At 45.4% G+C, this 25,889-nt stretch carries 19 protein-coding genes; 9 read left to right on the plus strand and 10 right to left on the minus strand.

All coding sequences use genetic code 11. The features are described from left to right. Window positions 1–25 precede the first annotated feature (25 nt). Complete coding sequence (gene pyk, locus QUB33_RS04910) at window positions 26–1,813, minus strand: pyruvate kinase (RefSeq protein ID WP_190663311.1); 1,788 nt, start codon at window positions 1,811–1,813, stop codon at window positions 26–28. Window positions 1,814–2,248: 435 nt separating this feature from the next. Between pyk and crtR the strand changes: the two genes are divergently transcribed. Then, on the plus strand, window positions 2,249–3,139 hold the full coding sequence (gene crtR, locus QUB33_RS04915; RefSeq protein WP_333348033.1) for a beta-carotene hydroxylase: 891 nt from the start codon (window positions 2,249–2,251) through the stop codon (window positions 3,137–3,139). A gap of 157 nt (window positions 3,140–3,296) precedes the next feature. On the opposite strand, the gene aroH is transcribed toward crtR, so the two are convergent. Both aroH and sppA read right to left on the minus strand, forming a co-directional pair. After that, window positions 3,297–3,722: a chorismate mutase gene (gene aroH, locus QUB33_RS04920; protein WP_445299504.1), complete on the minus strand. Its 426-nt coding sequence runs from the start codon at window positions 3,720–3,722 to the stop codon at window positions 3,297–3,299. Window positions 3,723–3,968: 246 nt separating this feature from the next. Continuing rightward, window positions 3,969–4,787 (minus strand): signal peptide peptidase SppA, encoded by an 819-nt coding sequence (gene sppA / locus QUB33_RS04925; protein WP_333348037.1) that lies wholly within the window; start codon window positions 4,785–4,787, stop codon window positions 3,969–3,971. 268 nt (window positions 4,788–5,055) lie between these two features. Here sppA and QUB33_RS04930 point away from each other — a divergent pair, with 268 nt between their 5' ends. Beyond that, on the plus strand, window positions 5,056–6,129 hold the full coding sequence (locus tag QUB33_RS04930; protein ID WP_333348040.1) for a DMT family transporter: 1,074 nt from the start codon (window positions 5,056–5,058) through the stop codon (window positions 6,127–6,129). Between the two features lie 13 nt (window positions 6,130–6,142). Here QUB33_RS04930 and QUB33_RS04935 read toward each other — a convergent pair whose 3' ends face one another. Both QUB33_RS04935 and QUB33_RS04940 read right to left on the minus strand, forming a co-directional pair. Beyond that, complete coding sequence (locus QUB33_RS04935) at window positions 6,143–6,844, minus strand: phage tail protein (RefSeq protein WP_333348043.1); 702 nt, start codon at window positions 6,842–6,844, stop codon at window positions 6,143–6,145. A gap of 1 nt (window position 6,845) precedes the next feature. Continuing rightward, window positions 6,846–8,015, minus strand: a complete 1,170-nt coding sequence (locus QUB33_RS04940) for an AAA family ATPase (protein WP_333348046.1) — start codon at window positions 8,013–8,015, stop codon at window positions 6,846–6,848. A gap of 47 nt (window positions 8,016–8,062) precedes the next feature. Between QUB33_RS04940 and QUB33_RS04945 the strand changes: the two genes are divergently transcribed. Together QUB33_RS04945 and QUB33_RS04950 are read left to right on the plus strand one after the other, a co-directional pair. Continuing rightward, on the plus strand, window positions 8,063–9,022 hold the full coding sequence (locus QUB33_RS04945; protein ID WP_333348050.1) for a M28 family peptidase: 960 nt from the start codon (window positions 8,063–8,065) through the stop codon (window positions 9,020–9,022). Window positions 9,023–9,167: 145 nt separating this feature from the next. Then, window positions 9,168–12,893, plus strand: coding sequence for a hydantoinase B/oxoprolinase family protein (locus QUB33_RS04950; protein WP_333348052.1), 3,726 nt, complete (start codon window positions 9,168–9,170; stop codon window positions 12,891–12,893). On the opposite strand, the gene QUB33_RS04955 is transcribed toward QUB33_RS04950, so the two are convergent. Further along, window positions 12,884–13,354 carry an RNase H family protein gene (locus QUB33_RS04955; protein WP_333348055.1) on the minus strand — a complete coding sequence of 157 codons (471 nt, stop codon included), beginning with the start codon at window positions 13,352–13,354 and terminating at the stop codon, window positions 12,884–12,886. The genes QUB33_RS04950 and QUB33_RS04955 overlap by 10 nt on opposite strands. A gap of 158 nt (window positions 13,355–13,512) precedes the next feature. Here QUB33_RS04955 and QUB33_RS04960 point away from each other — a divergent pair, with 158 nt between their 5' ends. Next, window positions 13,513–14,160: a sigma-70 family RNA polymerase sigma factor gene (locus QUB33_RS04960; RefSeq protein WP_333348058.1), complete on the plus strand. Its 648-nt coding sequence runs from the start codon at window positions 13,513–13,515 to the stop codon at window positions 14,158–14,160. A gap of 174 nt (window positions 14,161–14,334) precedes the next feature. Then, the gene (locus tag QUB33_RS04965; RefSeq protein WP_333348061.1) at window positions 14,335–14,655 is read left to right on the plus strand and encodes a 2Fe-2S iron-sulfur cluster-binding protein; all 321 of its coding nucleotides are present in this window, start codon (window positions 14,335–14,337) and stop codon (window positions 14,653–14,655) included. Between the two features lie 100 nt (window positions 14,656–14,755). Here the strand turns inward: QUB33_RS04965 and QUB33_RS04970 are convergent, their stop codons facing one another. The 3 genes from QUB33_RS04970 to treS all read right to left on the minus strand — a co-directional run bounded on the left by QUB33_RS04970 (window position 14,756) and on the right by treS (window position 19,239). Further along, complete coding sequence (locus QUB33_RS04970; RefSeq protein ID WP_333348064.1) at window positions 14,756–15,346, minus strand: transposase; 591 nt, start codon at window positions 15,344–15,346, stop codon at window positions 14,756–14,758. Window positions 15,347–15,348: 2 nt separating this feature from the next. After that, a complete protein-coding gene (locus tag QUB33_RS04975; protein WP_333348067.1) occupies window positions 15,349–15,645 on the minus strand; it encodes a transposase in 297 nt (98 codons plus the stop codon). Window positions 15,646–15,855: 210 nt separating this feature from the next. Continuing rightward, entirely contained in the window at window positions 15,856–19,239 is a 3,384-nt protein-coding gene (gene treS, locus QUB33_RS04980) for a maltose alpha-D-glucosyltransferase (protein WP_333348071.1), read from the minus strand. A 564-nt stretch (window positions 19,240–19,803) separates the two neighbouring features. Between treS and QUB33_RS04985 the strand changes: the two genes are divergently transcribed. After that, the gene (locus QUB33_RS04985; RefSeq protein WP_333046753.1) at window positions 19,804–20,034 is read left to right on the plus strand and encodes a photosystem II protein, Psb35-related; all 231 of its coding nucleotides are present in this window, start codon (window positions 19,804–19,806) and stop codon (window positions 20,032–20,034) included. A gap of 217 nt (window positions 20,035–20,251) precedes the next feature. Here the strand turns inward: QUB33_RS04985 and QUB33_RS04990 are convergent, their stop codons facing one another. Next, a complete protein-coding gene (locus QUB33_RS04990) occupies window positions 20,252–23,203 on the minus strand; it encodes an AAA family ATPase (protein ID WP_333348074.1) in 2,952 nt (983 codons plus the stop codon). Between the two features lie 275 nt (window positions 23,204–23,478). On the opposite strand from QUB33_RS04990, the gene QUB33_RS04995 reads away from it, so the two are divergent. Then, complete coding sequence (locus tag QUB33_RS04995) at window positions 23,479–24,894, plus strand: MBOAT family O-acyltransferase (protein WP_333348077.1); 1,416 nt, start codon at window positions 23,479–23,481, stop codon at window positions 24,892–24,894. Window positions 24,895–24,899: 5 nt separating this feature from the next. Next, window positions 24,900–25,889, plus strand: a complete 990-nt coding sequence (locus tag QUB33_RS05000; RefSeq protein WP_333348080.1) for a DUF459 domain-containing protein — start codon at window positions 24,900–24,902, stop codon at window positions 25,887–25,889.

The raw sequence follows: 25,889 nt of genomic DNA on the forward strand, positions 1-25,889 counted from the left end.
TCCACAACTCCTAGCTCACCGACAGTTAAACGGTCACTTCCGCGTCAGTTGATCCCCCTCTGGCCCCGGAATAAACCAAGCCGCGCTGCATATCAAGCGTCAGCATAGTTCCGTCCCGAATTACGCGCGTGGCATTCTTTACGCCCACCATCACCGGGACGCCCAAGCGCAAACCGATAATCGCGGCGTGAGAAGTCAAACTGTCCTCCTCCGTCACCACACCTGCTGCTTTCCGAATCATCTCCACAAAAGCGACGCTGGTGTGTTCCACTACCAAAATTTCTCCAGGGTGGAAATTGCCTACATCCGCAGCAGTGCGAGCAACCCTGGCCATGCCACTCACCGATCCCAAACCGACACCGGTGCCTTTGCCTAAAACTGCTGTCACTACTTCAACTTTGATCAAATCCGTCGATCCGGCAACCCCTTGCAGAGTACCGGCGGTCATCACCACTAAATCTCCGTCGCACACTAACTCTTTTTCCTGGGCGACTGTCATGGCAGAGTGAAATGTCTGGCCGGTGGAGGGCAAATCCAGCACCAGCAAGGGTTTTACTCCCCATACTAATTGCAGTTGTCGGGCTACGTCTACGTGAGGAGTAACTGCCAAAATCGGAGTTTTCGGTCGGAACTTCGAGACATTTCGGGCTGTGGCGCCGGTTTTGGTCAGCGTCATGATGGCAGCGGCGTTCAATTGTTCGGAGATTTGGCTGACTGCTTGGCTGATACCGTTGGGGATCGATCGACCAATATCTTCTACATTCCTAATATTCCGCTTAATTCCTTCCCTCTCCATCCGCACCGCAATTCTCGCCATCGTCGCCACCGCTTCGACGGGAAACTTGCCGACAGCAGTTTCATTCGAGAGCATCACTGCATCAGTTCCGTCCAGAATCGCGTTGGCCACGTCGGAAATCTCGGCGCGGGTGGGACGGGGATTGTTGACCATGCTGTCGAGCATCTGGGTAGCGGTAATTACCGGAATACCGAGGCGGTTGGAGGTAGCAATCAGTCGCTTTTGCAAAATCGGCACGTCTTCGGCGGGTAGTTCCACTCCCAAATCCCCACGGGCGACCATCACGCCGTTGCAAAGGGTGAGAATTTCCTCCATTTGTTCGATCGCCTCGTGCTTTTCTATCTTGGCAATCACCGGTACTTGCTTGCCCGCACTGGCAATCAACTCTTTAATTTCGAGCACATCTTGGGGATTCCGCACAAAGCTCAGGGCTACCCAATCGACACCTTGGTCGAGGCCGAACATTAAATCTTTGCGGTCTTTATCAGTCAGCGCTTTAATTGACAGGTAAACTCCCGGAAAATTCACACCTTTGTTGTTGGAAAGTGGCCCGCCCACGACGACGCGGCAGTACAATTCCCGCGCCGCGCGGTCTACTTTTTCCACCAGCATTTCCACTTTCCCGTCGTCAAGCAGAATTACTGCTCCCTCTGGAACTTCGTCTGCTAGGGGGTCGTAGGTGACGGAAGAAATGAGCTCGGTGCCGGGAACCTGGCGGCTGGTGAGAATGAAAGGATCGCCGTTTTTGACAACTATAGAGCCTGTCTCAAAGCGCCCTAAACGAATTTTCGGGCCTTGGAGGTCTTGGAGAATGGCGACCGGCTGGTTGAGTTCAAAGGATGTTTGCCGGATTAAGCGAATGCTGCGCTGGTGGTCTTCTTCTGTTCCGTGGGAAAAGTTGAGTCGCAAAGTTGTGGCACCGGCTTCTATGAGCTGACGCAGCACTTGTGGGTCCGAAGTTGCTGGGCCAATGGTGGCGACGATTTTAGTCCGGCGTAGGGCTTTTGGCAATTGCATCAGCGGTGTTCTGGGGAGGCAGGTGGATTTCTTGTTTAAATTTCGGCTAACGTTTCATCTTTGCACTACAAGCAATGACGCTAGTCTCAAGTCTTAAAAATTTTGATAGTCGTCAAAAAAAAAGCAGGTATTGAACAATATATAGAATATCTGACTTTTTACCGATCGGTAATTTTTTCTTGGGGATCGCCCTTTTTTGCAAATTTTTCCGATCTCAGGCTTGACATAGATACAGACATACCCATTGATTTTGTTTCTTCTGCTGAGATCTTTTGGTTAATTTAGGACTGGTATCCTTGTACAACAGCAATACTTTGCTGTTTGTGCAGACGCTAGTGTCTGGCGATCGAACTCTGTTCTTTCATAAAACTTTACTATTGTCAGGCTTGTATCTTATACTACGCAAGTGTGAAATATTAAGGAGTCTTAACAAAGATGTCGGAGGCAGGACGGCCGCTGACAGTGCCGAAAGAGTTTCTGAGTCCTCCCGGTGACTTCAATCCGACACTGCTGCTATTTTTGAGTGCAGTAGTGATTATCGTGATTTCTAACTTGGGTTTCTGGTGTTGGGGATGGCCGCAGTGGTGCTGTTTTACGCTGAACGTGTTGGCTTTGCACATGGCTGGAACTGTGATTCACGATGCGTCTCATAATGCAGCCCATCGCGATCGCACAATCAATGCTATTTTGGGACACGGTAGCGCGCTGATGTTGGGTTTTGCTTTCCCGGTGTTTACGCGGGTACATATGCAGCATCACGCCCACGTTAATGACCCAGATAACGATCCAGACCATTATGTTTCTACCGGCGGGCCTTTGTGGTTGATTGCTGCGAGGTTTTTTTACCACGAGATTTTCTTTTTTAAGCGCAAGCTGTGGCGGAAATACGAATTATTGGAATGGTTTCTCAGCCGTTTGTTTGTGATCGCGATCGTGTATATCTCGATTCAGTACGACCATTTAGGTTACGTGCTGAATTTTTGGTTTTCTCCCGCTATGGTGGTGGGATTGGCATTGGGGTTATTTTTTGATTATTTGCCGCACCGTCCGTTTCACGATCGCGATCGTTGGAAAAATGCCAGAGTATATCCTAGTCCTATTCTAAATATCTTGATTTTGGGGCAGAATTATCATCTGATTCATCACTTGTGGCCTTCCATTCCTTGGTACAATTACAAGCCTGCTTATGAGGCTGTCAAGCCACTGTTGGATGAGAAAGGTTCCCCTCAAAGTTTGGGAATATTGGAAGGGAAAAAGGACTTTTGGAATTTTATATATGACATCTTTTTAGGGATTAGGCTGCATCACAAGAAAGCGTCTGATTGACAAAAAACCCGGCTTCTCAAAGAAACCGGGTTTTTTTATAATAAAAACTTTTAACGATATATTCCCAAGGCAGGTTTTGTACTGTATCAAGTCCTGTAAAAAATCAACCCACCTGTAATGGTGAGTTAACTTTTAAATCAAGCCCAAAGTGAATCTATTATTTTTCCCCAGACACCGCCACCGCTAAATTCCTATCGGGGCGCAAATTTTGAGCTCCCCGCAAATAAGGATGATAAATTTCAGTATGTGCCGGCCAGTTGACGTGAATTAAAAACCGAATGCAGCGTTCCAAAGCACCCTCAACGTGCATTTGCTGTACGTCCAACAAAGGAACATTACACCAGTGAGGACGTTCGCGGGCGATCGCGGCCGGAAACACAGCATCTAAATCGCGAGTAGCAGAAAACGTAGCACTAATAATTAATTCTGGATTAATATCATTTTTTGCTTCTAATTCATCTAACAATTCTCTCACCGCTTCTCGAATTGCTGCCACCGAATTCTCGCTAGCAGTAGTTGCCCCACGAATACCCCGCACTTGCCACTCCACGGAAATTTCCTCCATATTTTTGTTATTAGTCATTAGTCATTAGTTATTAGCCATCAGTCATACTCAATTAGGTTTAAATACCCACTTTATTTCTTAGTCCGCGCTTGAGTGGACTTCGTTTTTGTAGTTTGACCTCGAACTCGTAGGCGAAGCCAGCGCGAAGCACTTATGACGGGCGAAGCGCCACATTGGAGTTTGAGGTCAACACATTTAAATCGTCCAATCATCCAGCGGGTAACTAATGACTACTGACTCCTGACTAATGACTAATTTATTTAATCACGGCCGATACATCCACAGCGGCAAACCGCTAGTAGAAAGCTCGAATTCCAGCACATTATTGTAAGCTGAAAGCCCGGATATATCCAGACTACTCCCCAAGACGCGATTTAGGAAAGGTTTTTGTTTTTCTAGCGTGCAAGACTCGGTTTTTTCCGGGTCGAGGCCTGCGAGTTCGGCTGCAAGGCGGCGAGCGTCCTCTTCTGTTCCCAGTCGATCGACCAAACCCAATTCTAAGGCTTGCTGACCGGTAAAAACGCGACCGTCGGCAAAACTTTTGACTTTTTCAACAGCCAAGTTCCTGGCTTCGGCAACCGTTTCCACGAATTGCTGGTAGCTGGTGTCGATCAAGTCTTGCAGAATTTGCTGTTCCGGATCGGTCAATTCTCGATCGAATGCCAAGATATCTTTATACGGCCCCGATTTAATCACCTGAAAAGAAACGCCTACTTTTTCTAACAGCCGTTCTAGATTGTTGCCCCGGATAATCACGCCAATGCTGCCAGTAATTGTACCGGGATTAGCAACGATATGCTCGGCTCCCATGCCGATGTAAACTCCGCCAGAAGCTGAAATATTGCCGAAACTGGCGACAATTTTGACTTTTTCGCGCAAACGCTTGAGCGCGCTGTAAATTTCCTGGGAATCGCCGACTGTGCCGCCGGGGCTGTCTATCCGCAGCAGCAAGGCGGGAAATTTGCGTTCTTCAACGGTTTTGAGAGCTTCTAGGACTCGTTTACGGGTTTCTCCGGCAATGGCTCCGGTGATTTCGATACGGGCTATTTGTTTGCGGTAGCGGGGCTTGAATGGCCAAATCATGGGCAGTGTACAGGCAATGTTACGGATTTTTGTAGCTAACTCTTATAGTGTGCCTTATTCATCGGGGTAGATGTTGTGCCTGTGTTCGCAACAGGCAAGATGCCTGTTCCACCTTGATTTTGCGGAACAGGCATCTTGCCTGTTCATAATGGCCGAGATTTGTGCGATCGCATTTAACTCAACACCAATATATAATTGTAAAAATTGCTTAACAAAACTACATCATCCCCACGAGAATCAATCTCATCAATTATTTGGAGTCTCCGCCATGCAGCTAAAGCTTACCGATTCAAAACTGCCTTTTGCCCCGCTGTTGCTAATTGCGCCGTTTTTCCTGTGGGGAACCGCGATGGTAGCCATGAAGGGCGTGATGCCGCACACAACGCCGCTGTTTGTGGCATTCGTGCGTTTAGTACCTGCGGGCGTGTTGGTGCTGCTGGCGGCGGCATTCATGGGAAAACCGCAGCCGCAGGGTTGGAAAGCTTGGCTGTGGATTTCGCTGTTTGCTTTGGTTGACGCTACTTTGTTTCAAGGCTTTTTAGCCGAAGGTTTGGCGAGAACCGGTGCGGGTTTGGGTTCGGTGATGATTGACTCTCAGCCGCTAGCTGTGGCGATTTTATGTTTGTGGCTGTTTCAAGAAAAAATTGGTTTTTGGGGCTGGTTGGGATTAGTTATTGGCGTTGCGGGCATCAGTTTGATCGGGTTGCCCGATGGCTGGATTTGGGGGCTTTTTCATCCTGAAAACGCGCAGGTTTCTGCGGGTATCGAACAGTTGTTTCAGGGTGGAGAATGGTTGATGCTGTTGGCTGCTTTGTCGATGGCTGTCGGTACGGTTTTGGTGCGCTGGGTTTGCCGTTATGTTGACCCGGTGGTGGCGACTGGTTGGCACATGATTTTGGGCGGTTTGCCGCTGTTGGCAATTTCGGCTGCAACTGAGTCTGAGCAGTTTGTGAATATCGATTTTTCCGGCTGGATGGCGTTAGGTTATTCTACTGTGTTCGGAAGTGCGATCGCCTACGGTTTATTCTTTTATTTTGCTTCGAGTGGCAGTCTCACAAGTTTAAGTTCTCTTACCTTTCTTACGCCTGTATTTGCTTTGCTGTTCGGCAATTTGTTCTTGGGCGAAGTGCTCAATCCGCTACAATCGATGGGAGTGGGGCTGACTTTGGTGAGTATTTATTTGATTAATCAGCGGGATACTTTGGGTGAAAAGTTGCGAAAAGTGCGGCACGGTGAAGCGAGTGCAGAAGTTGAAGCAACAGGATTGTTAGAGTCGTCTGAGTTGAATTCTGTAGAATTACCCGTGCAGTTGCGGGTTAGCGAATTGGAATCAGAAGTGTAGCAGGTGGAAAAGTTTAGGCAAAATTGCCTAAACTTTTCCACTCGTCTTCTAAAGGAATAACAATTTTCTTGCTTTCAATATCTACTACAAAACTTGTCAAACTGGGATTGTGTTGGTAACAAGCCATCAAATCCTTATGCTTGCGATATTGTTTGGAAATGTCCCGATAATATTCAGGCTTTTTGGCGTCAATTGTAAAATCATGTTTCTTTACAAGCTCCTTATTTAAGGTTTCTAAACACTTTTTAAATTTAGACTTTTTGTTGTCTTTATAATACAGTGGCAGCAACCAACACTCAATAGAGTGTACTGATATAGCCCAAATGATTCGCTGTTGACATTGACTGTAGAAATATTCGCCAATTATTTCCTCTTTAAACTTTTCGATAACTTTTTTAATCAACTCTTTAGGAGTAAATTCGCCATTTTCATCTCGCTGTGGGATATCATAACCATGCTCTTCTGAAACATCAGTATCTATTTGGATAATTATATAGTCATTAAATTGAAACGCTTCTTGAAAATCTTTTAAATGGCAATAAGCAAAAACTTGACTCCAACTACCATAACCTTTAAATTTGTTTTCATCTTTTTTATCTCTTTCGGGTTGAAGCGGTCTAATATCTAGATCCGGATTCTTGAAATATCCTGCTAAAATATTTTCAATCACAATCTGGTCAGTCAATCCCTCTGTAATTAATCCAAAACTAATCATATTAAAAATTCTTAGGAAGCCCTCCGATATAGCCCCTCAAAAAAGCCTCGGATAATTTTACAGGTTCCTGTCCTTCGAGAGGTTCAGGTTTGAGAATGCGTCTAGCTTTAGTATGCCCTAATTGGTTGCGGTAGATCACAAACAGCCGCTGTTCATCATCATCTAAATCTAAACCGTCCAAAACTGCCGGGTTGTGGGTTGTAAAAATGACTTGTTTGTCGTGTTTTTTTGCTAATTCGACTAATTCTTGCATTAATCTGCGACACAATCTGGGGTTGAGAGAAGCATCAATGTTATCTATTGCAAAAAATTTAGGCGTGATATCGCTAATAAATAAAGCGAAATAAAAAAGCAAAAATAAAAACCCTTCATTAGAACTTTTTTGGTCAAAGTAAGTTAAATCTATATCTAAGTATCTATCTTTGATTTGAAGAGAGCTTTGAATATTTGATAAATTTGGAGGAGCTTCAAAATCTTGAAACCAATCTATCAGTTGCAGCTTTTTTTTTATTTCATTAATCTGCTGCTGGTTATCTGAACTCAAAAATTTTAAAAGTTTAAACAAACCTTCTCCATTAATGCCTAATGGTTGAATTTGACCTTCTTTTTCAAAAGTTCTTAAGGCTTGGTTTTCAGGAGAATAAATTATAAAATTATTGAGAAAAATTATCAGCAAAAATGATTGCAACTCTTTTGTCAATCTAGATAGTTCTTGTTTGGAAAAATGCGTTTCTTCATCTAATAAAATAGAGCGGAGTTTTTCTTCACCACCGTATTTGTTAACAACAATCTTAACAGCATTTTTTAGAGAGGTTTCAATGTCACTCAAAAAGTTTTTACTAACCCACTGAGAATAGGGAGAATTATCATTTTGTAAAATACAACTGAATGGTTGTACCTCATTCCCTCTTAACTCAATTTTGATATCTTTATCCAAATTCTCCTTTTCAAAAGCCGATCGCATAAATTGGGGTTCTGTAACTCTGATGCCCCGAGAAGCTAAAAACTCGTTATCCAGCTTGTCATCAGCCGCAGCAGAAGCAAGGGCGATCGCCTCTAGGATATTACTTTTGCCGCAGCCATTTTCACCGATCAATACAGTTACTTGTCCTAATTCTAGCTTCAGCTTTTGAATCGACTTATAATTTTCGATTCTGACTTCTCCAATCATAATTCAATCCCATATAATCTTAGTGTACTCATTGTATCTCCGATCGCATGAATCTCAAAGAACGCTTGCACAGCCATCTGATTCAAATTGTACGCGATCGCAACCCATACCTCGCATCCGAAGGGCATTTTTATGTTCAGCAATACATCCGCGAACAGTTGGCACAGTGGGGAACTGTAAAAATTGACGATTTTTCCGTGCGCGGGCGAATTCATCACAATTTGATTTTGGATTTACCCCCCCTCAGTCCCCCCCTTGCTAAGGGGGGGAAGCAAGAAGAATCACCCGTTGCTAAGGGGGAGAAGCAACAAGAACCACCCCTTGCTAAGGGGGGGAAGCAAGACAATCTGGATCTTGAAAAGCAGATTAAGAAGCGGTTGCCGCCGATCGTAATTGGTGCTCATTACGATACTGCACCCGGATCACCTGGGGCCGATGATAATGCTACTGGTGTTGCTGTTTTGCTGGAACTCGCAAGGGATATCGCATCTGCGCCGCTCAAATATCCTGTGCAATTAGTCGCCTTCGATATGGAAGAATACGGTTATTTGGGAAGCAGCCATCATGCAGCTAAATACAAGCAACAGCAAGAGTCAATCCGGTTAATGATTTCTTTGGAAATGTTGGGTTATTGCAACCATAATCCTAATTCTCAAAGCTATCCCGCTGGCTTGAAATATTTTTATCCAAATAGTGGCAATTTTATTGCTTTAATTGGCACTTTGCGGACGGTTCCCGATTTGATTAATTTGAGTGGGAAAATTCGCAAGTCTGGTCAGCCCTGCGAGTGGCTGCCGGTGCCAAATCGAGGTTTAATTGTGCCGGATACTCGCCGCAGCGATCATGTGCCTTTTTGGGATAATGGTTATCCGGCTATTATGGTGACTGATACTGCTAATATGCGAAATCCGCATTATCATCGAGAAAGCGATAGGATTGAGACTTTGGATTTGGATTTTCTGGCTGGTGTTTGTCAGGGGTTAGTCAAGGGTATTCGACATCTATAATTAACATGATCGAGCGCCTGCTAGTTTGAGCGACCAGAAATTATGAATTTTATGACCCGAAGTTATGACTTTTATGAATTGACTCGAACAGAAGTTGGTTGAATAATTGTAAATTAATCAAGCAAAAATTACAAAAAAAAGAGATATGAATCCTACTTATCCCGATCGCACTCGCTGGCAATTCTGGATCGATCGCGGTGGCACTTTTACCGATATTGTCGCCAAGAGTCCCGACGGTAAGTTAGTCATTCACAAGCTGCTATCGGAAAACCCAGAACGCTACACCGACGCCGCAGTTCAAGGAATTCGCGACATTTTGGGAATTGCCGCAGATGTTCCCATACCCGCTGCACAAATTGAAGCGATTAAAATGGGGACCACTGTGGCGACAAATGCTTTGCTGGAACGAAAGGGCGATCGCACAATTCTGTTAATTACTAAAGGTTTCGGCGATGCGCTGAGAATTGGCTATCAAAACCGCCCCAATATTTTCGCGCGTCACATTATCTTGCCCCAGATGCTGTACGATCGAGTTATTGAAGTTGCGGAACGCTACAGCGCTCAAGGTGAGGAGTTAACTGCTGTCAATCCCGACTTTATCCCGTCTCTGCAGCAAGCATACGATGAGGGAATTCGCAGTTGTGCGATCGTATTCATGCACGGCTACCGCTACTCGGAACACGAAAAACAAGTTGCTAAAATAGCGAAAGAAATTGGCTTTACTCAAATTTCAGTATCTCACGAAGTTAGCCCGCTGATGAAATTAGTTTCGCGGGGAGATACTGCGGTTGTCGATGCTTATTTATCTCCGATTTTACGGCGTTATGTCGAACAAGTAACCAGTCAGTTAATCGAGGCAGATTCCGGGAACGAGGGATTATTAATGCCCAATGCCCAATGCCCAATGCCCAATGCCCAATTCCCTAAATTAATGTTTATGCAATCGAACGGCGGCTTAGTGGACGCGGCACAATTTCAAGGAAAAAACAGTATTTTATCCGGGCCTGCTGGGGGAATTGTCGGTGCAGTTCAAACGAGCAAAAAGGCAGGTTTTGATAAAATTATTACCTTTGATATGGGCGGAACTTCCACAGATGTTGCCCATTTTAACGGCGAATACGAACGCGAATTTGAGACAGAAATTGCTGGGGTGAGATTGCGATCGCCCGTGATGGCAATTCACACTGTAGCAGCCGGGGGCGGTTCAATTGTCTTTTTTGACGGGGCTCGCTACCGCGTCGGGCCGGAGTCTGCAGGGGCCAATCCTGGGCCTGCTTGCTATCGCAAAGGCGGCCCCTTGACGGTGACTGATTGCAATGTGATGTTGGGGAAAATTCAACCGGATTTTTTCCCGAAAGTATTTGGATTGAATGGAGATTTGCCGATCGCCCCTGACGTAGTAAAGCAAAAATTTGGGCAATTAGCGGGGGAAATTGGGGGCGAGAGGACGGCCGAAGAGGTGGCGGAGGGTTTTTTGGCGATCGCTGTGGAAAAGATGGCAAATGCTGTCAAAAAAATCTCCCTTCAGCGCGGTTACGATGTTTCGGAGTATACATTGTGCTGTTTCGGCGGTGCGGGCGGCCAACACGCTTGTGCGATCGCCGATGCTTTGGGGATGAAACGGGTATTTATTCACCCTTATGCGGGTGTGTTGTCCGCTTACGGTATGGGTTTGGCTGATGTGCGGGCTATTCGCGAAAGGGCGATCGAGCAACAATTAAATGCCGAATTATTAGCTGATTTGCATGATATTTTAACCGAATTGGAGGCTGAGGGGAAGAGGGAATTGAACCGCAGAGGCGCAGAGAACACAGAGAATGAGTCAGAGGTTTTAGTTGTTAGCAAGTTGCGCTTAAAATATCAGGGAAGCGACTCGGTTTTGGCGGTCAATTTTGCTGACAATATTGAGGTCATGCAGGCTGAATTTGAAGCAGCCCACCGACAGCGTTACAGTTTTATTATGCCAGAAAAACCGCTGATTGTGGAAGCGGTTTCGGTGGAAGTTGTAGAAAGAATGGATGTGCCGGAAGCATCCACAATTTCCCCCTCTGGTGGCAGGGGCATCTTGCCTGTGCAACCAATTTCAACGGTGCAAATGTATGTGGCTGGCGGGTGGCGGGCAACGCCTGTTTATCAGAGAGACGATTTGCGATCGGGCGACTGCATAGAAGGCCCTGCTATGATTGTTGAAGCTACGGGAACTAATATCATAGAACCGGGCTGGGAAGGGGAAATCACGGAAAATAATGATTTAATTTTGAACCGCAGATGCACGCAGATGGACGCAGATAATATCCGCGTTCCTTCGGGTTTATCTGCGATTAAATCCGATCCGGTTTTGCTGGAAATTTTTAATAATTTGTTTCGGGCGATCGCGGAACAAATGGGCGTCACATTGCAAAACACAAGTTCTTCAGTCAACATCAAAGAACGTCTCGACTTTTCCTGTGCAATTTTCGACAAAAACGGGCAATTAGTTGCCAACGCGCCGCACATTCCCGTACATTTGGGTTCGATGAGCGAAAGCGTTGAAGCTTTAATTTTAGCACAAGGCAATGCGATTCAACCGGGCGATGTTTATGTTTCTAACAATCCCTACAACGGCGGCACACATTTACCAGATATCACCGTTATTACTCCAGTATTCGATCGGGATTCCTCCCTTCCTTTGTTTTATGTGGCATCGCGGGGACACCACGCCGACATCGGCGGCATCACTCCCGGTTCCATGCCTCCTAACAGTACAACAGTAACTGAAGAAGGTGTATTGCTCGACAATTTCCTGTTAGTAAGCGAGGGCCAGTTTCGAGAAAAAAAATTACTAGAAATTCTGACATCTGGTAAGTTTCCTGTCCGCAATTTCCCTCAAAATCTAGCCGATTTGCAAGCACAAATTGCTGCTAACAAGCGCGGCGCAGAAGAACTTCTCAAGATGGTAGAACATTATGAATTAGAGACTGTGCAAGCTTATATGGGCTTCGTACAAGACAATGCTGAGGAGTCGGTGCGGCGGGTAATTGATGTTTTGCAAGATGGCGAATTTACTTATCCGATGGATAGTGGCGGACAAATTAAGGTAGCGATTACAATTGACAAATATGCGCGCAGTGCAAAAATAGATTTTACTGGCACTTCTGCTCAACAATCCAACAATTTTAATGCTCCCGCAGCCGTGTGCAAAGCGGCTGTTTTGTATGTTTTCCGCACCTTGGTAGATGACGATATTCCTCTAAATGCGGGTTGTTTGAAACCTCTCGAAATTATCAATCCCGAAGGCTGTATGCTGAATCCTCGCTATCCAGCGGCGGTAGTGGCCGGAAATGTGGAAACATCGCAGAATATTACCGATGCTTTGTATTGTGCTTTGGGAGTGATGGCGGCTTCTCAGGGAACTATGAATAATTTTACCTTTGGAAATCAGCGCTATCAATATTATGAAACTATTTGCGGCGGTTCGGGCGCTGGTGCAGATTTTGATGGTACGGATGCGGTTCAAACTCACATGACTAATTCGCGTTTAACTGACCCAGAAGTATTAGAATGGCGTTTTCCGGTGTTGTTAGAAAATTTTGCAATTCGGGCTAATAGCGGGGGGAATGGATGTCATCGCGGCGGTAATGGAGTTGTGCGGCGGGTGCAGTTTCGGGAGGCGATGACGGCGGGCATTTTATCGGGGAGGCGGGTGATTTCTCCTTGCGGTTTGAATGGGGGTGCAGCGGGGAAAGTTGGGCGGAATTATGTTGAAACGGTTGATGGAAAAGTTGAAGAATTGGGGAGTACGGCGACTGTGGAAATGCAGCCGGGGGATGTCTTTGTAATTGAAACTCCCGGAGGCGGAGGATATGGTTTTCCTAGCGGGGTTCACCGTTGATAGCCTTCATCTGCTGGTAAGTTTTGTTGATTGGCTGCTTGTCTGGAAATATAATTGCAGCGTTGATATTCTTGGTTGCCCGCACATTCCTTAATTCTAATAAACTCAACGTCGTGTTGGGAACATAATTGGAGTAATTCCTCCCACAAATCTACGTTAGCAGTAGGTTTCTGTTCGCTATTTTTCCAGTTATTAGCTTGCCAGCGCAGCGCCCAATTGTTGGCAATAGCATCTACAAGGTAGCCGTTGTTATTGTATAGCGTCACTTTACATCTTGTTTTGAGTGCTTTCAGACCTTCAATTGCAGCAAGAATATCCATACGATTATTTGTAGTTAACTGAAATCCCCCTGATAGTTCCTTGCGATGATTTTCATACAGCAAGATTGCCCCATATCCGCCAGCACTGCTCGCCGTAGTTATACCACGAGTATAGATGCTAACTTGTTTCAAGTTGTTCATGCTTGTGGACTTCTTCATGGAATACAAACATTTGGCGATATTATATAATTAATTAACTTAAATATCAACATAATTTTCCAGCACTTGCATCAAATGTATATCGTGTTGTAGAATCGGGTTGCACCAGCATTTATTCTCCAAACCTTTCCAGAACAATTGTGCAAACACCTAATTTTTCAGAACTCAACCATCCTGTAGTCAAATCCCTGTTCCATCACAGCGACCAGGAATTATTGACTCTGTTTCAAAACCATCCCGATCAGGGTCGCTTCTTCACGGCGATTTTTTGCCGCTACGCTCAAATTGTCCACTCCCTGATTCGCCATTCCGTGCGATCGCCCGTACAAGGAGATTACCTATTTGCCCACACTTGGCTGCACATCTATCACGAACTCCGAGGCCTCGATTTGCGCCGCGAAGTCCAAGAGTCTGATGGCGGAAATCTCAGTCTCCAAAACTGGCTGATTAATGTCACTGCCGTCTGCATAAATCAAGCTGAATTGCCCCCTGTTGAGTCCATTCACTACTCTTTGCAATCGGCTCCGCCTCCCCTCTGGTGTTACGTCAAACAAGCCTTAGAATTGTTAGCGCCCCTGCCGCGTTTAGTCGTGTTAATGGCTCAGACTTTCCGCTGGAGCGAAACTCGAATTGCCGCTTATTTGCAAGCAGAAGGCGAAGCTATTTCCCCCGCTCAGGTAAAGGCTTTGCTGCAAAAAGGATATCAAAGTTTAGAATCAAACTTGCCGGAGGATATTCGGGCTATTTATCTAGATGAAAATCTCGATTATCAAGAAGCGCTTGTCTAGTATAGCGATCGAGGTTGTGGTTTCTCAAAAACCCGGTGTTTTGAAAATACTGGGTTTTTTAGGTATCATGTATAGTGGCATATCCTCCGTCGGCACCCTACATTTTGATTTTTTCTGTAAGTTGTAATCATCTATTTTAGTTGAATACAAGCAATCCAAATATAAGAGGTGGAAATGGCTGTTTATCAAGTTCGGTTGGTGAATGAGGCTCTGGCGCTCGATCGCACGATCGCAGTTCCAGACGACCAGTATATCTTAGATATGGCAGAAGATGCCGGCATCCGCTTGCCGAATGGATGCAAGCAAGGAGAGTGTTCTGCTTGCGTTGTCAAACTGCTGAGCGGTGAAATCGACCAAAGCGAACAAAAGTTTTTGAAGCCGTCAGAATTGCAAGCTGGCTACGCTGTTACTTGTGTGGCTTACCCGCTTTCTGACTGCACTTTGTTAACGCACCAAGAACAAGTTTTGTATCAAACATCTCTCTATTTGAAGTAATACGAAATCGGTTTTTTACCATCTTTTTTTCTAGTCTCTTAGAAATGGATGGAAGTTTGTATAGAACCCATTTGATATCTTTTAGCCACTCGGTGGTTACTCACTCGCTTGTGATGTGAGTAGGGTCGATGTTACGCGAACGGTCAACATGGATGCTTGCAGCTAGTCGTTTGAGCATTAATCGGATAAAACAAAGCTTGAGCTTGGCATTGGCGCGCTCAAGTGTGCGGTCAAAATTTTTGACCAAGCTTTTACATCTTTCCACCCAAGCGTTTGACCTCTCAATCACCCATCTAGCTGGGATTGGCACAAATCCAGATTGTCCCTTAGCTTCCTTTTCGGCTTTCGATGGCTTAGCTGAGAGTTGAAATTGGATTTTGGTCATGATCTGGGGGTAAATCTGCTCCAAGGCTTGGATAATTTTCTCAGGATGATAGCCATGATCTACCAAGATGGTTATCTTAGGCAGTTCCAACGGTTTAGATTTAAAGTAATCAATGTTTTGCGCGAGCATTTCAATCAACCCTTGGTCATCAGATACATTAGCTTTGGTGCAGTGAGTAAAGAAGGGGAAACCCAATATATCCACTGCTAGATGTCTTTTAATCCCATTGGTCGCTTTGTAAAAACAAAACCCTTTCGACTCAACACTGGCATTACAAGTATTTTTCACCGCTTGTGAGTCAATCATGATTAGAGTCGTCCACTGTGGTTTTTTTTGACTTGTTCGCGCACTCGTCCATGTAACTCCGTCATGATCCGAGCGAGGATAGCATCTTCACACCACTGCTTGTAATGCCAGAACACTGTCGAATAGGGCGGTAAATCTTTGGGTAAATCGCCCCAGTTGCAACCATTCTTGAGTTGATAAAATATCCCGTTCAGAATTTGCCGCTTTGTCCACACCGGAGGTCTTGTTTTCTTCTTCGTCGGCAATAATGGCTCAATAATTTCCCACTCTTTGTCTGTCACGTCACTTGAATAACCCATTTTCCCCCCTGACCTGCTTCAATCCAAATAATTCTACCTTACTCGTCTAAAAGATATCAAATGGGTTCTATAGGAGCGAATTCTGTTCCCCGATAAAATGTTTATCAAAGCAGATTTGGTGTCATGTAAGGTGCGTGACTCTCCAGCATCTCGCTGTTAATTGAGTAACTAAAAAGCCACGCACCCTAATGAGTATAGATAAACCCACCCTTATAAATTCAGCAATTGTAGAATCCGCTTCATCGGAATTTCCGCCCAATCCAAGCGGTAATTAAGTTCGTAGGCTAGCTCGCCAACCGCTTTTTCCAAAATGTAAGCATCCAACAAAACTTGTAGTTCCGGTATAGATTTGGGCAAGAAATTGGCATCGCCTGCTGTTACCAAATAGCTGTTAAGAAAAGTCAGGCTGACCCAGCGGTGCCAAACGTTCGCCCACTGCTCCATCTCCGGGAGATTTTCCGGGCGAATCATGCCACTTTCTACTTCATTGCGGAGTGCCAAAGTAACAGCGTAACTTATAGATTGCAGCATTCCCGCAACATCTCGCAGGGGCGACCTCTTCATGCGCCGCTCGCTTAACGGTCGATTCCGTTCTCCTCCGAAATCAATAATTACAAAGTCTTTGCCTGTATAAAGAACTTGCCCGAAATGAAAGTCCCCGTGACAGCGAATTCTATCGGCCGTGATTCTCAAGTTCAAAATAGACTTGAAACGTTCCATGATCAACTCTTCGCGGTTGAGGAGTTTTTGCGCCGATTTTTGTATTTCTGGCGGCAGTTTGGACATCCGTTTTTTCAGCTCCAGCAAAGTTCTTCCGGCCAGATTTCTCATGTATTGATAAATGGAACGCTGGTAAAAGGAAGTGAAGTTTTCTGGGGCAAAAGCGGGATTTTCTGTGTCAGCAGCTAAAGCGAGGTGAAGTTCGGCTGTCCGCTGACCTAAAAGTTCGGCTGATGCTAAGTAAGAGCCGATGAGTTCGCGAGCTAATGCCGGAATTTCTAGCGATAAATCTGCTACTAGCGAGTTTTGCTGCCGCTGGGTTTGTCCGGTCAAAGCGTTCGGCAAATAATTTTCGGGGGCAGTAGATAAATTCTCGCCGGAATGCTTTGCTTCTACTGTCATTACTTGCTCGAAATAGTCGCGCAGCGTGTCTAATGTATAAGACCAAGCATCTACGCTGTCGGGGATTAAATTTTGTAGTATTCCGACTGTAAGGACTTGTTTTGCTGGTGTGTGATATTCCAATGCTCCGGCAATTGGAGCGTAGTGTTGGATCGAATTGCGCTCTGTTAAAAAGCGCCCGATTTCTAATTCGGGGTTGATTCCTTCCTCGACTTTTCTCAATATTTTCAGGACGAAGCGGTCGCCGTAACCTGCGGATGTATTGCTTTGTTCTTTTTTGAACAGGTGAGGGTCGAGGTGCGATAAATCTTGTTCTGAGCTGAATGCACGGTCGGCAATTCCTACGAGTTGACCTGCAACACCTCTGTAACTGCGAGAATTGCCGATCGCCTCCAGCAGGGCGCTCAGAAAACCTTTCTCCCCAGCAGCATCAAATAGTACCCCGACTTCCTTGTTGGTTTCTGGGAACTGCAGGCGCGCGATCGCCCGATCGTCCACATCGCCTTTTATTTCTTCCCAACCTAAAGGCAAAACGTAAGTTTCCGGCATACCTTCAGTATAATTCAACTGCAAAAACAGAATGTAAACTTTAGATTCCTCCCCGGCAATATCTTTACATTCAACAGGCACAACTTCACTTATTTCTAAAGATTGAATTATCCTGTCTGTACCGCTAAACCAGCGATTGCGCCGCAGGTATCCCGGCAAAAGATTGAGCAGCATATCACTTAACTGACTTGTAGCAAAAGCAGTTTTCCAATTGCCGATGACCGCCAAACTAGGCAAGTCTGTATGAGAACCGTGCAAGGAAAGATCTTCGTGTTTAACAGTAAGAGTAAACCAGTAAAACGTGTGAGGACTCAAGCACAAAAAGTAAGGCAACTCGCCAACGGCAGGAAACTCTGTGCGGCCGAAAATTTCCACCGGAACAGCACCTTTAAAGGGCGCCAGGTCTAATTCTGCCGTCTGGACGAAGCGCGACAAATTAGCCACTACGAGGATGTGTTCGTCTTGATAAGTGCGTACAAAAGCTAAAACTTTGCGGTTTTCCGGGTACAGGAATTCGCAAGTTCCGCGACCGAATGCTTGGAAGCGCTGCCTAATTGCAATTAGGCGTTTCATCCACCACCAAAGAGAACTCGGATTCGCCCGCAGCGCTTCCACGTTAATAGATTCGTAGTGATATTCAGGGTCAACAATTGGCGGCGCGTAAAGCCGTTGCGGGTTAGCACGGCTGAAACCGGCATTGCGATCGCCGCTCCACTGCATCGGAGTTCTCACCCCGTTGCGATCGCCCAAATAGATATTGTCTCCCATACCAATTTCATCGCCGTAGTAAAGCACCGGCGTACCCGGAAGAGACAGCAGCAAAGCATTCATCAACTCGATGCGGCGGCGGTTATTTCCCATCAAAGGAGCCAAGCGGCGGCGGATGCCCAAATTAATTCTCGCCTGAGTGTCTTGAGCGTAAACCCGATACATATAATCTCGGTCTTCATCACTCACCATTTCCAGCGTCAATTCATCGTGATTCCGCAAAAATAATGCCCACTGACAGTTATTGGGAATCGGCGGAGTTTGCTGGAGAATGTCGCTAATTGGGAAGCTATCTTCCATATACAAAGCCATAAATAAACGCGGCATCAGCGGAAAATGAAAGTTCATGTGACATTCATCGCCGGCCGCGTAATATTGAACTGCATCCTCCGGCCACTGATTCGCCTCAGCCAGCAGCATCCGGTTCGGGAATTTCTCATCTACGTGCTTCCGCAAGTGCTTCAAGAATACGTGAGTTTCTGCCAGGTTTTCGCAGTTAGTACCTTCGCGCTCGTAAAGGTAAGGCACCGCATCCATTCGCAGTCCGTCTACTCCCAGCGCCAACCAGAAATCTACCACATCTAAGATGGCTTGGCGGACGGCCGGATTGTCGTAATTCAAATCGGGTTGGTGGGAATAAAAACGGTGCCAGTAATAAGCTTTTGCTACCGCATCCCAAGCCCAATTAGATGTTTCAAAATCTTTGAAAATAATCCGAGCATCTTGATATTTTTCCGGCGTGTCGCTCCACACATAAAAATCTCTTTCGTTACTGCCTTTCGGGGCGCGGCGCGCTCGCTGAAACCAAGCGTGCTGATCGGAAGTGTGGTTGACAATTAACTCAATAATGACTCGAATTCCCCGCTGGTGCGCTGCTTCTAAAAGGTCTTTAAAATCCTCTAATGTGCCGTAAATCGGGTTGACGGTAGTATAGTGAGATGTATCGTAGCCGTCGTCTCGGAGCGGCGAGGGAAAAAATGGCAGTATCCAAATTGCTGTTACTCCCAAGTTTTGCAGGTAATCCAGTTTTTCGGTCAGTCCTCTAAAGTCGCCGATCCCGTCTGCATTGCTGTCTGCAAAAGCGCGAACTGGTACTTCGTAAATAATCGCGTCTTTGAACCACAACGGGTCGTTATTTAACATTGAGTTTGGCATGATTTGTAGCGATAATTGGTCATTGGTAATTTGTACTTAAAATTTGGTAATTGGGATTTGTTAGTTCCCATCCAAACCGATAAATCATAACTCATAATTTGACCGCAATTCCTCATGCCAGCGGCAGACTGTTAATCGTAATTTATTAACGCAAAACTTATAACTTCTTAACTATAAAATCTCAACAATCTGTTTTGCTATTTCGGATACAGTTCACAATCCGGGTACTGTGCTAGCTACCGATGCGCGGTAGTGCCCACCCTACCAAGGCGTGTCAACTTAAGCCTGAAACCCCTCTGTATCTCTTGCTGGTAGCCCAGTCTAGATCCCCCTAAATCCCCCTTGATAAGGGACTTTGAGAACACTCTTGTCCCCCCCTTATTAAGGGGGACTAGGGGCGAGCGAGCCCTTGTTGACACTAAGCACACCCTACAGACTCAGGATTAGGTGCGGTATTTACTACCTGTCGGACGGTTGCCACGACAGTACAGTACCTTGACGTTGATTACTAATTTTCGTTACATTAGTTTACATAAAGCAACAAAAGTTAAGGAAAAATCAAAAATGGCTATTGTAATCGCTCTTTTAATCGTCGGTTGGGTCGCTGCCTCAGTAATTGGCACTCAAGCATATTTCCTGGGCGAACAGTCAAAGCCTATCCACGAGCGGAATTGGAACGATGAATCTTTTGAAAAATTGGCTGTAGCAATCACAGCAACAGAGATGGATTACAGCGTTCGCGTTCCCGCCTACAGCATGGATGCTTACGGCAGCCGCACCATCTCGAATTCTTGATATCAAGTAACAGGTTTCACCATTTTCAATAACAGGCAAGATGCCGGTTCCTAATTTTCAATAACAGGCAGGATGCCTGTTCCACAAGAGAATTGATGGTTTGTGGAACAGGCAAGATGCCGATTCCTAATTTTTAATAACAGGCAGGATGCCTGTTCCACAAGAAAATTGATTGTTTGTGGAACAGGCATCTTGCCTGTTCCTAACTATTCGGCAACTACAAACTCTTACCTGTCAGCGCTGGGCGAGACTCTTTTTTGCGAAATTGCAAAGAGTTATTTTCACAGTCGATCGCAATTGTATCTCCCTCCACAAACGCATTTTCCAGAATCTTGTTAGCCAGCGGGTTTTCCAGCTCCCGCTGGATAGCGCGTTTCAAGGGACGAGCGCCGTAAACCGGGTCGTAACCGACATCTGTGATATGGTTTTTCGCCGCATCCGACAGTTCCAAAGTGATTTTTTGCTCGGCCAACAACCGCTCGATCCGCTTCACTTGGATACTGACTATTTGCCGCAGTTCGACCTTGCTCAAAGTGTGGAACAAAATTATCTCGTCCACCCGATTGAGAAATTCGGGCCTGAAGTGCGATCGCAGCGCTGTCATCACCCGTTTTAACATCTGTTCGTACTCTTGGTCTGTCTCCCGTTCTTGAGTCAATAAATTTTCATTTTCACTCTTGTTTTCCGTCTTGTTTTCACTCTTAGTTAGAGTATCAACATCAACTCGCTGGGCTGACACCTCAACAGTACCATCGGCAGCTACTTTATAATCTGTCTTTTGACTTGACAAATCTTTCGTTTCCTGCTTCTTACTAGCAGGTTTTTTGACGGTTTTTTCCTTCTTAGTAAACACGTCTAAAATGTGGTCGCTGCCGATATTGCTAGTCATCACAATTACGGTATTTCTAAAGTCAACCACTCGACCTTGAGAATCGGTAATTCTGCCGTCATCCAACACTTGCAGCAAAATGTTAAATACGTCCGGGTGCGCTTTTTCCACTTCGTCAAACAGCACTACCGAATAAGGATGTCTCCGCACTGCTTCGGAAAGTTGTCCCCCTTCATCGTAACCGACATATCCGGGAGGAGCTCCTACCAACCGGGAAACGCTGTGCTTCTCCATGTATTCCGACATATCGATGCGGACGATCGCATCATCGCTGTCAAACAAAAACTCCGCCAACGCCCGCGCTAACTCGGTTTTTCCGACGCCTGTCGGGCCCATAAACAAGAAAGAGCCGATCGGCCTCCCGGGGTCTTTCATGCCCGCCCTCGCGCGCCGAATTGCCGCCGCCACGGCTGTTACAGCTTCCTCTTGACCGATGACTTTTTGGTGCAAGTGTTTTTCCAATTGCAGCAATTTTTGGCGTTCGGATTCTAACAATCGGTTAACGGGAATGCCCGTCCATTTGGCGACAATTTCCGCAATATCGCCCTCAGTAACTTTTTCCCGCAGCAGGGAAGAACCTTGAGCTTGCTGTTTCAAAAGTTCCGCTTCTTTCGCTTCGCGATCGCGCACCGCAGTTTCCAACTTGCCGTACTTTAACTGTGCGGCTTTATTCAAATCGTAAGCCCTTTCTGCTTGTTCAATTTGGACTCGCAATTGGTCTTCTTCTGCTTTCAATTTATTGATTGCATCCAACAACTGCTTTTCGCCCAACCACTGAGAGGACAATTTTTCCTGCTTGACTTTTAAGATGTCAATCTCCGATGTGATGCGTTCGACGCGGAAGCCGAGCCCAGGGGCTAGAGCACCTTTTCCTTCGCCTTCGATCGACAATTTTTCCATTTCCAACTGCATCACCCGGCGGTCAATGCCTTCCAATTCCACAGGTTTAGAGGTAATCTCCATTTTCAAGTGGGCGGCCGCTTCATCTACCAGGTCGATCGCCTTGTCCGGCAAAAAGCGATCGGAAATATAGCGAAAAGAGAGAGTTGCAGCAGCTACCAGGGCCGAATCAGTAATTTTTACCCCGTGGTGGCGTTCGTAACGGTCTTTCAATCCGCGCAAAATCGAAACAGTATCTTCAACGCTGGGTTCGCCGACAAATACTTGTTGAAATCGGCGTTCTAGTGCAGGATCTTTTTCAATATTCTTGCGGAATTCGTCGAGAGTTGTAGCGCCGATGCAGCGCAATTCGCCTCTCGCCAACATCGGTTTTAACAAGTTTCCCGCATCCATTCCCGAACCGGAACTGCCGCCGCCGCCAGTGCCGACAACCGTGTGCAATTCGTCAATAAATAGGACAATTTGCCCGTCGGAATCGATGACTTCCCGCAGAACAGATCGCAATCGTTCTTCAAATTCGCCCCGGAATTTTGCCCCAGCAATTAAACTGCCCATGTCAAGGCTAAATAGCTGGCGATTTTTCAAAGATTCCGGTACGTCGCCGTTGACAATTCGCTGGGCTAAACCTTCGGCGATCGCAGTTTTTCCGACTCCGGGATCGCCAATTAACACCGGATTGTTTTTTTGACGGCGGGAAAGAACTTGTACCACGCGGCGGATTTCCTCGTCGCGGCCGATTACTGGGTCGAGTTTGCCGGCTTTGGCGGCTTCTGTCAAATCGCGGCCGTACTTGCTGAGGGCGTCGGAGTTAGCTTCGCCATCTTGATCTTGGGCTTTAGCGCTGCTGCGGCTGCCTTTGCCCGTTTCGGAATTTTTTTCTTGGGTTTTAGCAGTGGCGCGGACTAATTTGATTGCTTCTTCGAGTTTTGGTCGATCGAGTGTACCGGCTGGGGGTTTGCGATCGTAACCGGGGCGGCCCGGCGGCCCGTCGCCTTTTGTCAGCAACCTGCGACCGACTCGTTCGTCTTCTACTAAACCAATTAATAAATGTTCAACGGCGATAAAATTATCTTGCCAAGCCGCCCTGGTGGCCTCGGCAACATCTAACATCACTTCTAAGCCGCGACCGAGGTATAGTTGGTCAGCGTTGGCAACTCGGGGCTGTCGTTTGGCAAAAGCATCTAACTGCTGGGCAAAGCGGGCGGCATCGACTCCAGCTTTGCTGAGAATGCTGTTGGCCTGGCCTTGCTGTTCGAGAAGGGCGATGGCTAAATGTTCAACCTCTAGCTGCTGATTGGCAAAGCGGCGGGCTACATCCTGGGATTTGACAATGGCTTCCCAGGCTTGATCTGTAAATTTGCTAGGGTCTGTTGGCTGCACGTTGGTTCCTCGCAATCAAGGGGATTCCTGTTGTTATCCGTTAATACATCGTCTCACAACCATCATAATCTTTAAACAGGATTATGAATTTATGAGTGCGGTTAACTAGGGCGGAAGTTGTGACCTAATTGACCTCTTGCAAAAGCTTCCAGTCCGCAATCCACCCCGAAATTTGGTGAGTTCAGACCGACTCTGGCAATTCCCTTCGGGATAGGTTCGCTGGCTGTACTTATAAAAATATTGCCAGAAACAAGATTTTTTAGCGGCTGAGATTTATGCTATTTCCCACTTACCAATTTTTAGTATTTTTCCTAATTATTTTTAGCCTGATCCTCTCTGTGAAACCCCAAGTCGATTTGTATAAAATTGTCTTGTTAGTTTCCAGTTTATTATTTTATTCCTTTTGGAGTTTCGACTTTCTCTTGCTCCTAGTTTTCTCTACAATCTCTAATTATATCATTCTCCGGGTTCTCGGCAACAGTAAATATAAAAAGATTGCTTTAATCTCCGGCTTAGTTTTCAACATTACCTATCTCGGCATCTTTAAATATTGCAACTTCTTTGTAACTTCTTTATTTGAGATACTGAACCAGCTACAAATTCCAGCCAGCTTTCCTGTTTTGCAAATAATCGCCCCCGTCGGCGTGTCTTTCTACACTTTTAGAATGATTTCGCATTTAATCGACTGCTACCAGCAAAAAATACCCTGTCCAACATTTATAGACTATGCCGCCTACATTACCTACTTTCCGCAAATTGCCTCCGGGCCAATCTCGCGAGCTCGCGAATTTTATTTGCAGCTAAATTCCCCAAAAAAATACGACTATCAAATTGAAGAAGTTATAGTTTTAATTTTGTCGGGACTGTTTAAAAAATATACTTTAGCCAGCTTTTTGTTTAACTTCACTGACTTGCCATTCAAAGTCCCCCAGCAATACAGCAGCATCGATTTAATCCTGGCGGCAATTTCCTATTCCTGTTTAATTTACGTAGATTTCAGCGGGTACTCGGATTTAGCGAACGGCATCTCCTGTTTGCTGGGTTTCCAACCCATTGCCAACTTTAATATGCCATACCGATCGCTCAGTCTGCAAGAATTTTGGAAAAGGTGGCACATCAGTCTTTCCGAGTGGCTGAGGGATTACCTTTACTTTTCCTTGGGCGGCAACAAATACGGCAAGTTGAGAAAGTACCTAAATCTATTTTTAACAATGGCGATCGGTGGATTTTGGCACGGCGCAGGTTTAAACTTTATTTTCTGGGGAGCAATTCACGGTTTAGGATTGGTTGTCAACCATTTATGTAAAGATATCCCCCAAGCTATCCACTTTAAATTAGACTATGCGTTTCCCCGATTTGCTAAATTTTGCAGTTGGCTACTAACATTTACTTTTGTTACTTGTAGCTGGGTATTTTTCGGCACTCCCAACTGGGAAACTGCGGTGAGTTTTTTTGAAGGAATTGTCCATCCGGCCGTCGCAACTTTTCAATTTAACTTTTGGCAATTGTATTTAGTAATTGCAGTCATTGGCGCGCTCAACTTGTGGGGCGATCGCATCGCGAATCTCTTGCAAACCGTATTGTCATTAAAAAACATTTTCTTTCGGGTTGTCTTAGTTTCACTGCTCGTGTATACTATCTTGATGTTGGGCCCGAGTACCATGCCGCCTTTTATTTACTTTAATTTCTAAGAAATATGAAAGACCGGGAATTTTTGCTGATTGTTACTTCTGTAATTCTAACTTTAATATTTTCAAACTTATCATTATTTCTAAAAAGCTTTGCTTCAACTCCTTTCGCCAGTGCAGAAATTAAACAAGCCGTGGGCCAGATCGAAATAGACGGTTTCCGAAAATCAGAACAAGATTTTTGGAGCAAAATTAAAGATATTAACTTCGATAGCCTTCCCAAAGAACCAGAAATTCCTCCTCTCCAAACCGAAACAAAAGCAGCGGTTAAACCCCCAAAGCCTGCTACTGCTAAAAAACCAACCCCAGCTAAAAAACCAACCCCAGCTAAACCTAAACTGACCAGACCTTATCGCAGATTTTTATTTATTGGAGATTCCGTAATGTTCGACTTAGGAATTCAACTCCAGTACACTCTTAAGAAAAAATACAATATCGCTGATACGAAAATTGACTACAAGGTTTCGACCGGATTAAATCGGATAGATTATTATGATTGGTATGCCAGAACTCGCCAAATTATTAATAATTACCAGCCGGATGTAGTAATAGTTTTGTTCGGAGCAAATGACCGTCAAAATATCACTAATTTTCAAGGGAAATCCTGGGTCGTTATGAGCCCAGGATGGCAAAAAGCTTATCAAGAAAGAGTTGAAAAGTATGCCAATTTACTTGATTCGTCATCCGTGAGAAAAGTGTATTGGGTCGGTCAATCGATCCCTAATAAATCTTCGTATCTCAAAGCTTTTCCCATCATGAACGATATTTATAAAAATGCCAGCAAATCTTCATCAAAAATTGAATATGTTTCGACCTGGGAGACTTTTGGAAAAGGCGGCAACTTTGTTCCTGTAGTTGCTAATAAATCGGGTAAGCGAGGTTATGTAAAAAATAATGACGGCTTGCACTTTACCTCCCACGGGGCTCAAATTATCAGCGACTTAATAGTTGACCAAATGGTGAGCGACAAAATCTTAAAACTTCCGGCAAAAAAATAA

The organism is Microcoleus sp. B3-A4, from assembly GCF_036705385.1.
Lineage (GTDB): Bacteria > Cyanobacteriota > Cyanobacteriia > Cyanobacteriales > Microcoleaceae > Microcoleus.

Excerpts from the sequence above, each read along its gene's own strand:
- QUB33_RS04940 (WP_333348046.1), bottom strand. The coding sequence starts at position 8,015 with ATGATTGGAGAAGTCAGAATCGAAAATTATAAGTCGATTCAAAAGCTG.
- QUB33_RS04995 (WP_333348077.1), top strand. The coding sequence starts at position 23,479 with ATGCTATTTCCCACTTACCAATTTTTAGTATTTTTCCTAATTATTTTT.
- crtR (WP_333348033.1), top strand. The coding sequence starts at position 2,249 with ATGTCGGAGGCAGGACGGCCGCTGACAGTGCCGAAAGAGTTTCTGAGT.
- QUB33_RS04955 (WP_333348055.1), bottom strand. The coding sequence starts at position 13,354 with ATGAACAACTTGAAACAAGTTAGCATCTATACTCGTGGTATAACTACG.
- treS (WP_333348071.1), bottom strand. The coding sequence starts at position 19,239 with ATGCCAAACTCAATGTTAAATAACGACCCGTTGTGGTTCAAAGACGCG.
- QUB33_RS04935 (WP_333348043.1), bottom strand. The coding sequence starts at position 6,844 with ATGATTAGTTTTGGATTAATTACAGAGGGATTGACTGACCAGATTGTG.
- QUB33_RS04945 (WP_333348050.1), top strand. The coding sequence starts at position 8,063 with ATGAATCTCAAAGAACGCTTGCACAGCCATCTGATTCAAATTGTACGC.
- sppA (WP_333348037.1), bottom strand. The coding sequence starts at position 4,787 with ATGATTTGGCCATTCAAGCCCCGCTACCGCAAACAAATAGCCCGTATC.
- QUB33_RS04975 (WP_333348067.1), bottom strand. The coding sequence starts at position 15,645 with ATGGGTTATTCAAGTGACGTGACAGACAAAGAGTGGGAAATTATTGAG.
- QUB33_RS04930 (WP_333348040.1), top strand. The coding sequence starts at position 5,056 with ATGCAGCTAAAGCTTACCGATTCAAAACTGCCTTTTGCCCCGCTGTTG.
- QUB33_RS04985 (WP_333046753.1), top strand. The coding sequence starts at position 19,804 with ATGGCTATTGTAATCGCTCTTTTAATCGTCGGTTGGGTCGCTGCCTCA.
- QUB33_RS05000 (WP_333348080.1), top strand. The coding sequence starts at position 24,900 with ATGAAAGACCGGGAATTTTTGCTGATTGTTACTTCTGTAATTCTAACT.
- aroH (WP_445299504.1), bottom strand. The coding sequence starts at position 3,722 with ATGACTAATAACAAAAATATGGAGGAAATTTCCGTGGAGTGGCAAGTG.
- QUB33_RS04950 (WP_333348052.1), top strand. The coding sequence starts at position 9,168 with ATGAATCCTACTTATCCCGATCGCACTCGCTGGCAATTCTGGATCGAT.
- pyk (WP_190663311.1), bottom strand. The coding sequence starts at position 1,813 with ATGCAATTGCCAAAAGCCCTACGCCGGACTAAAATCGTCGCCACCATT.
- QUB33_RS04965 (WP_333348061.1), top strand. The coding sequence starts at position 14,335 with ATGGCTGTTTATCAAGTTCGGTTGGTGAATGAGGCTCTGGCGCTCGAT.
- QUB33_RS04970 (WP_333348064.1), bottom strand. The coding sequence starts at position 15,346 with ATGATTGACTCACAAGCGGTGAAAAATACTTGTAATGCCAGTGTTGAG.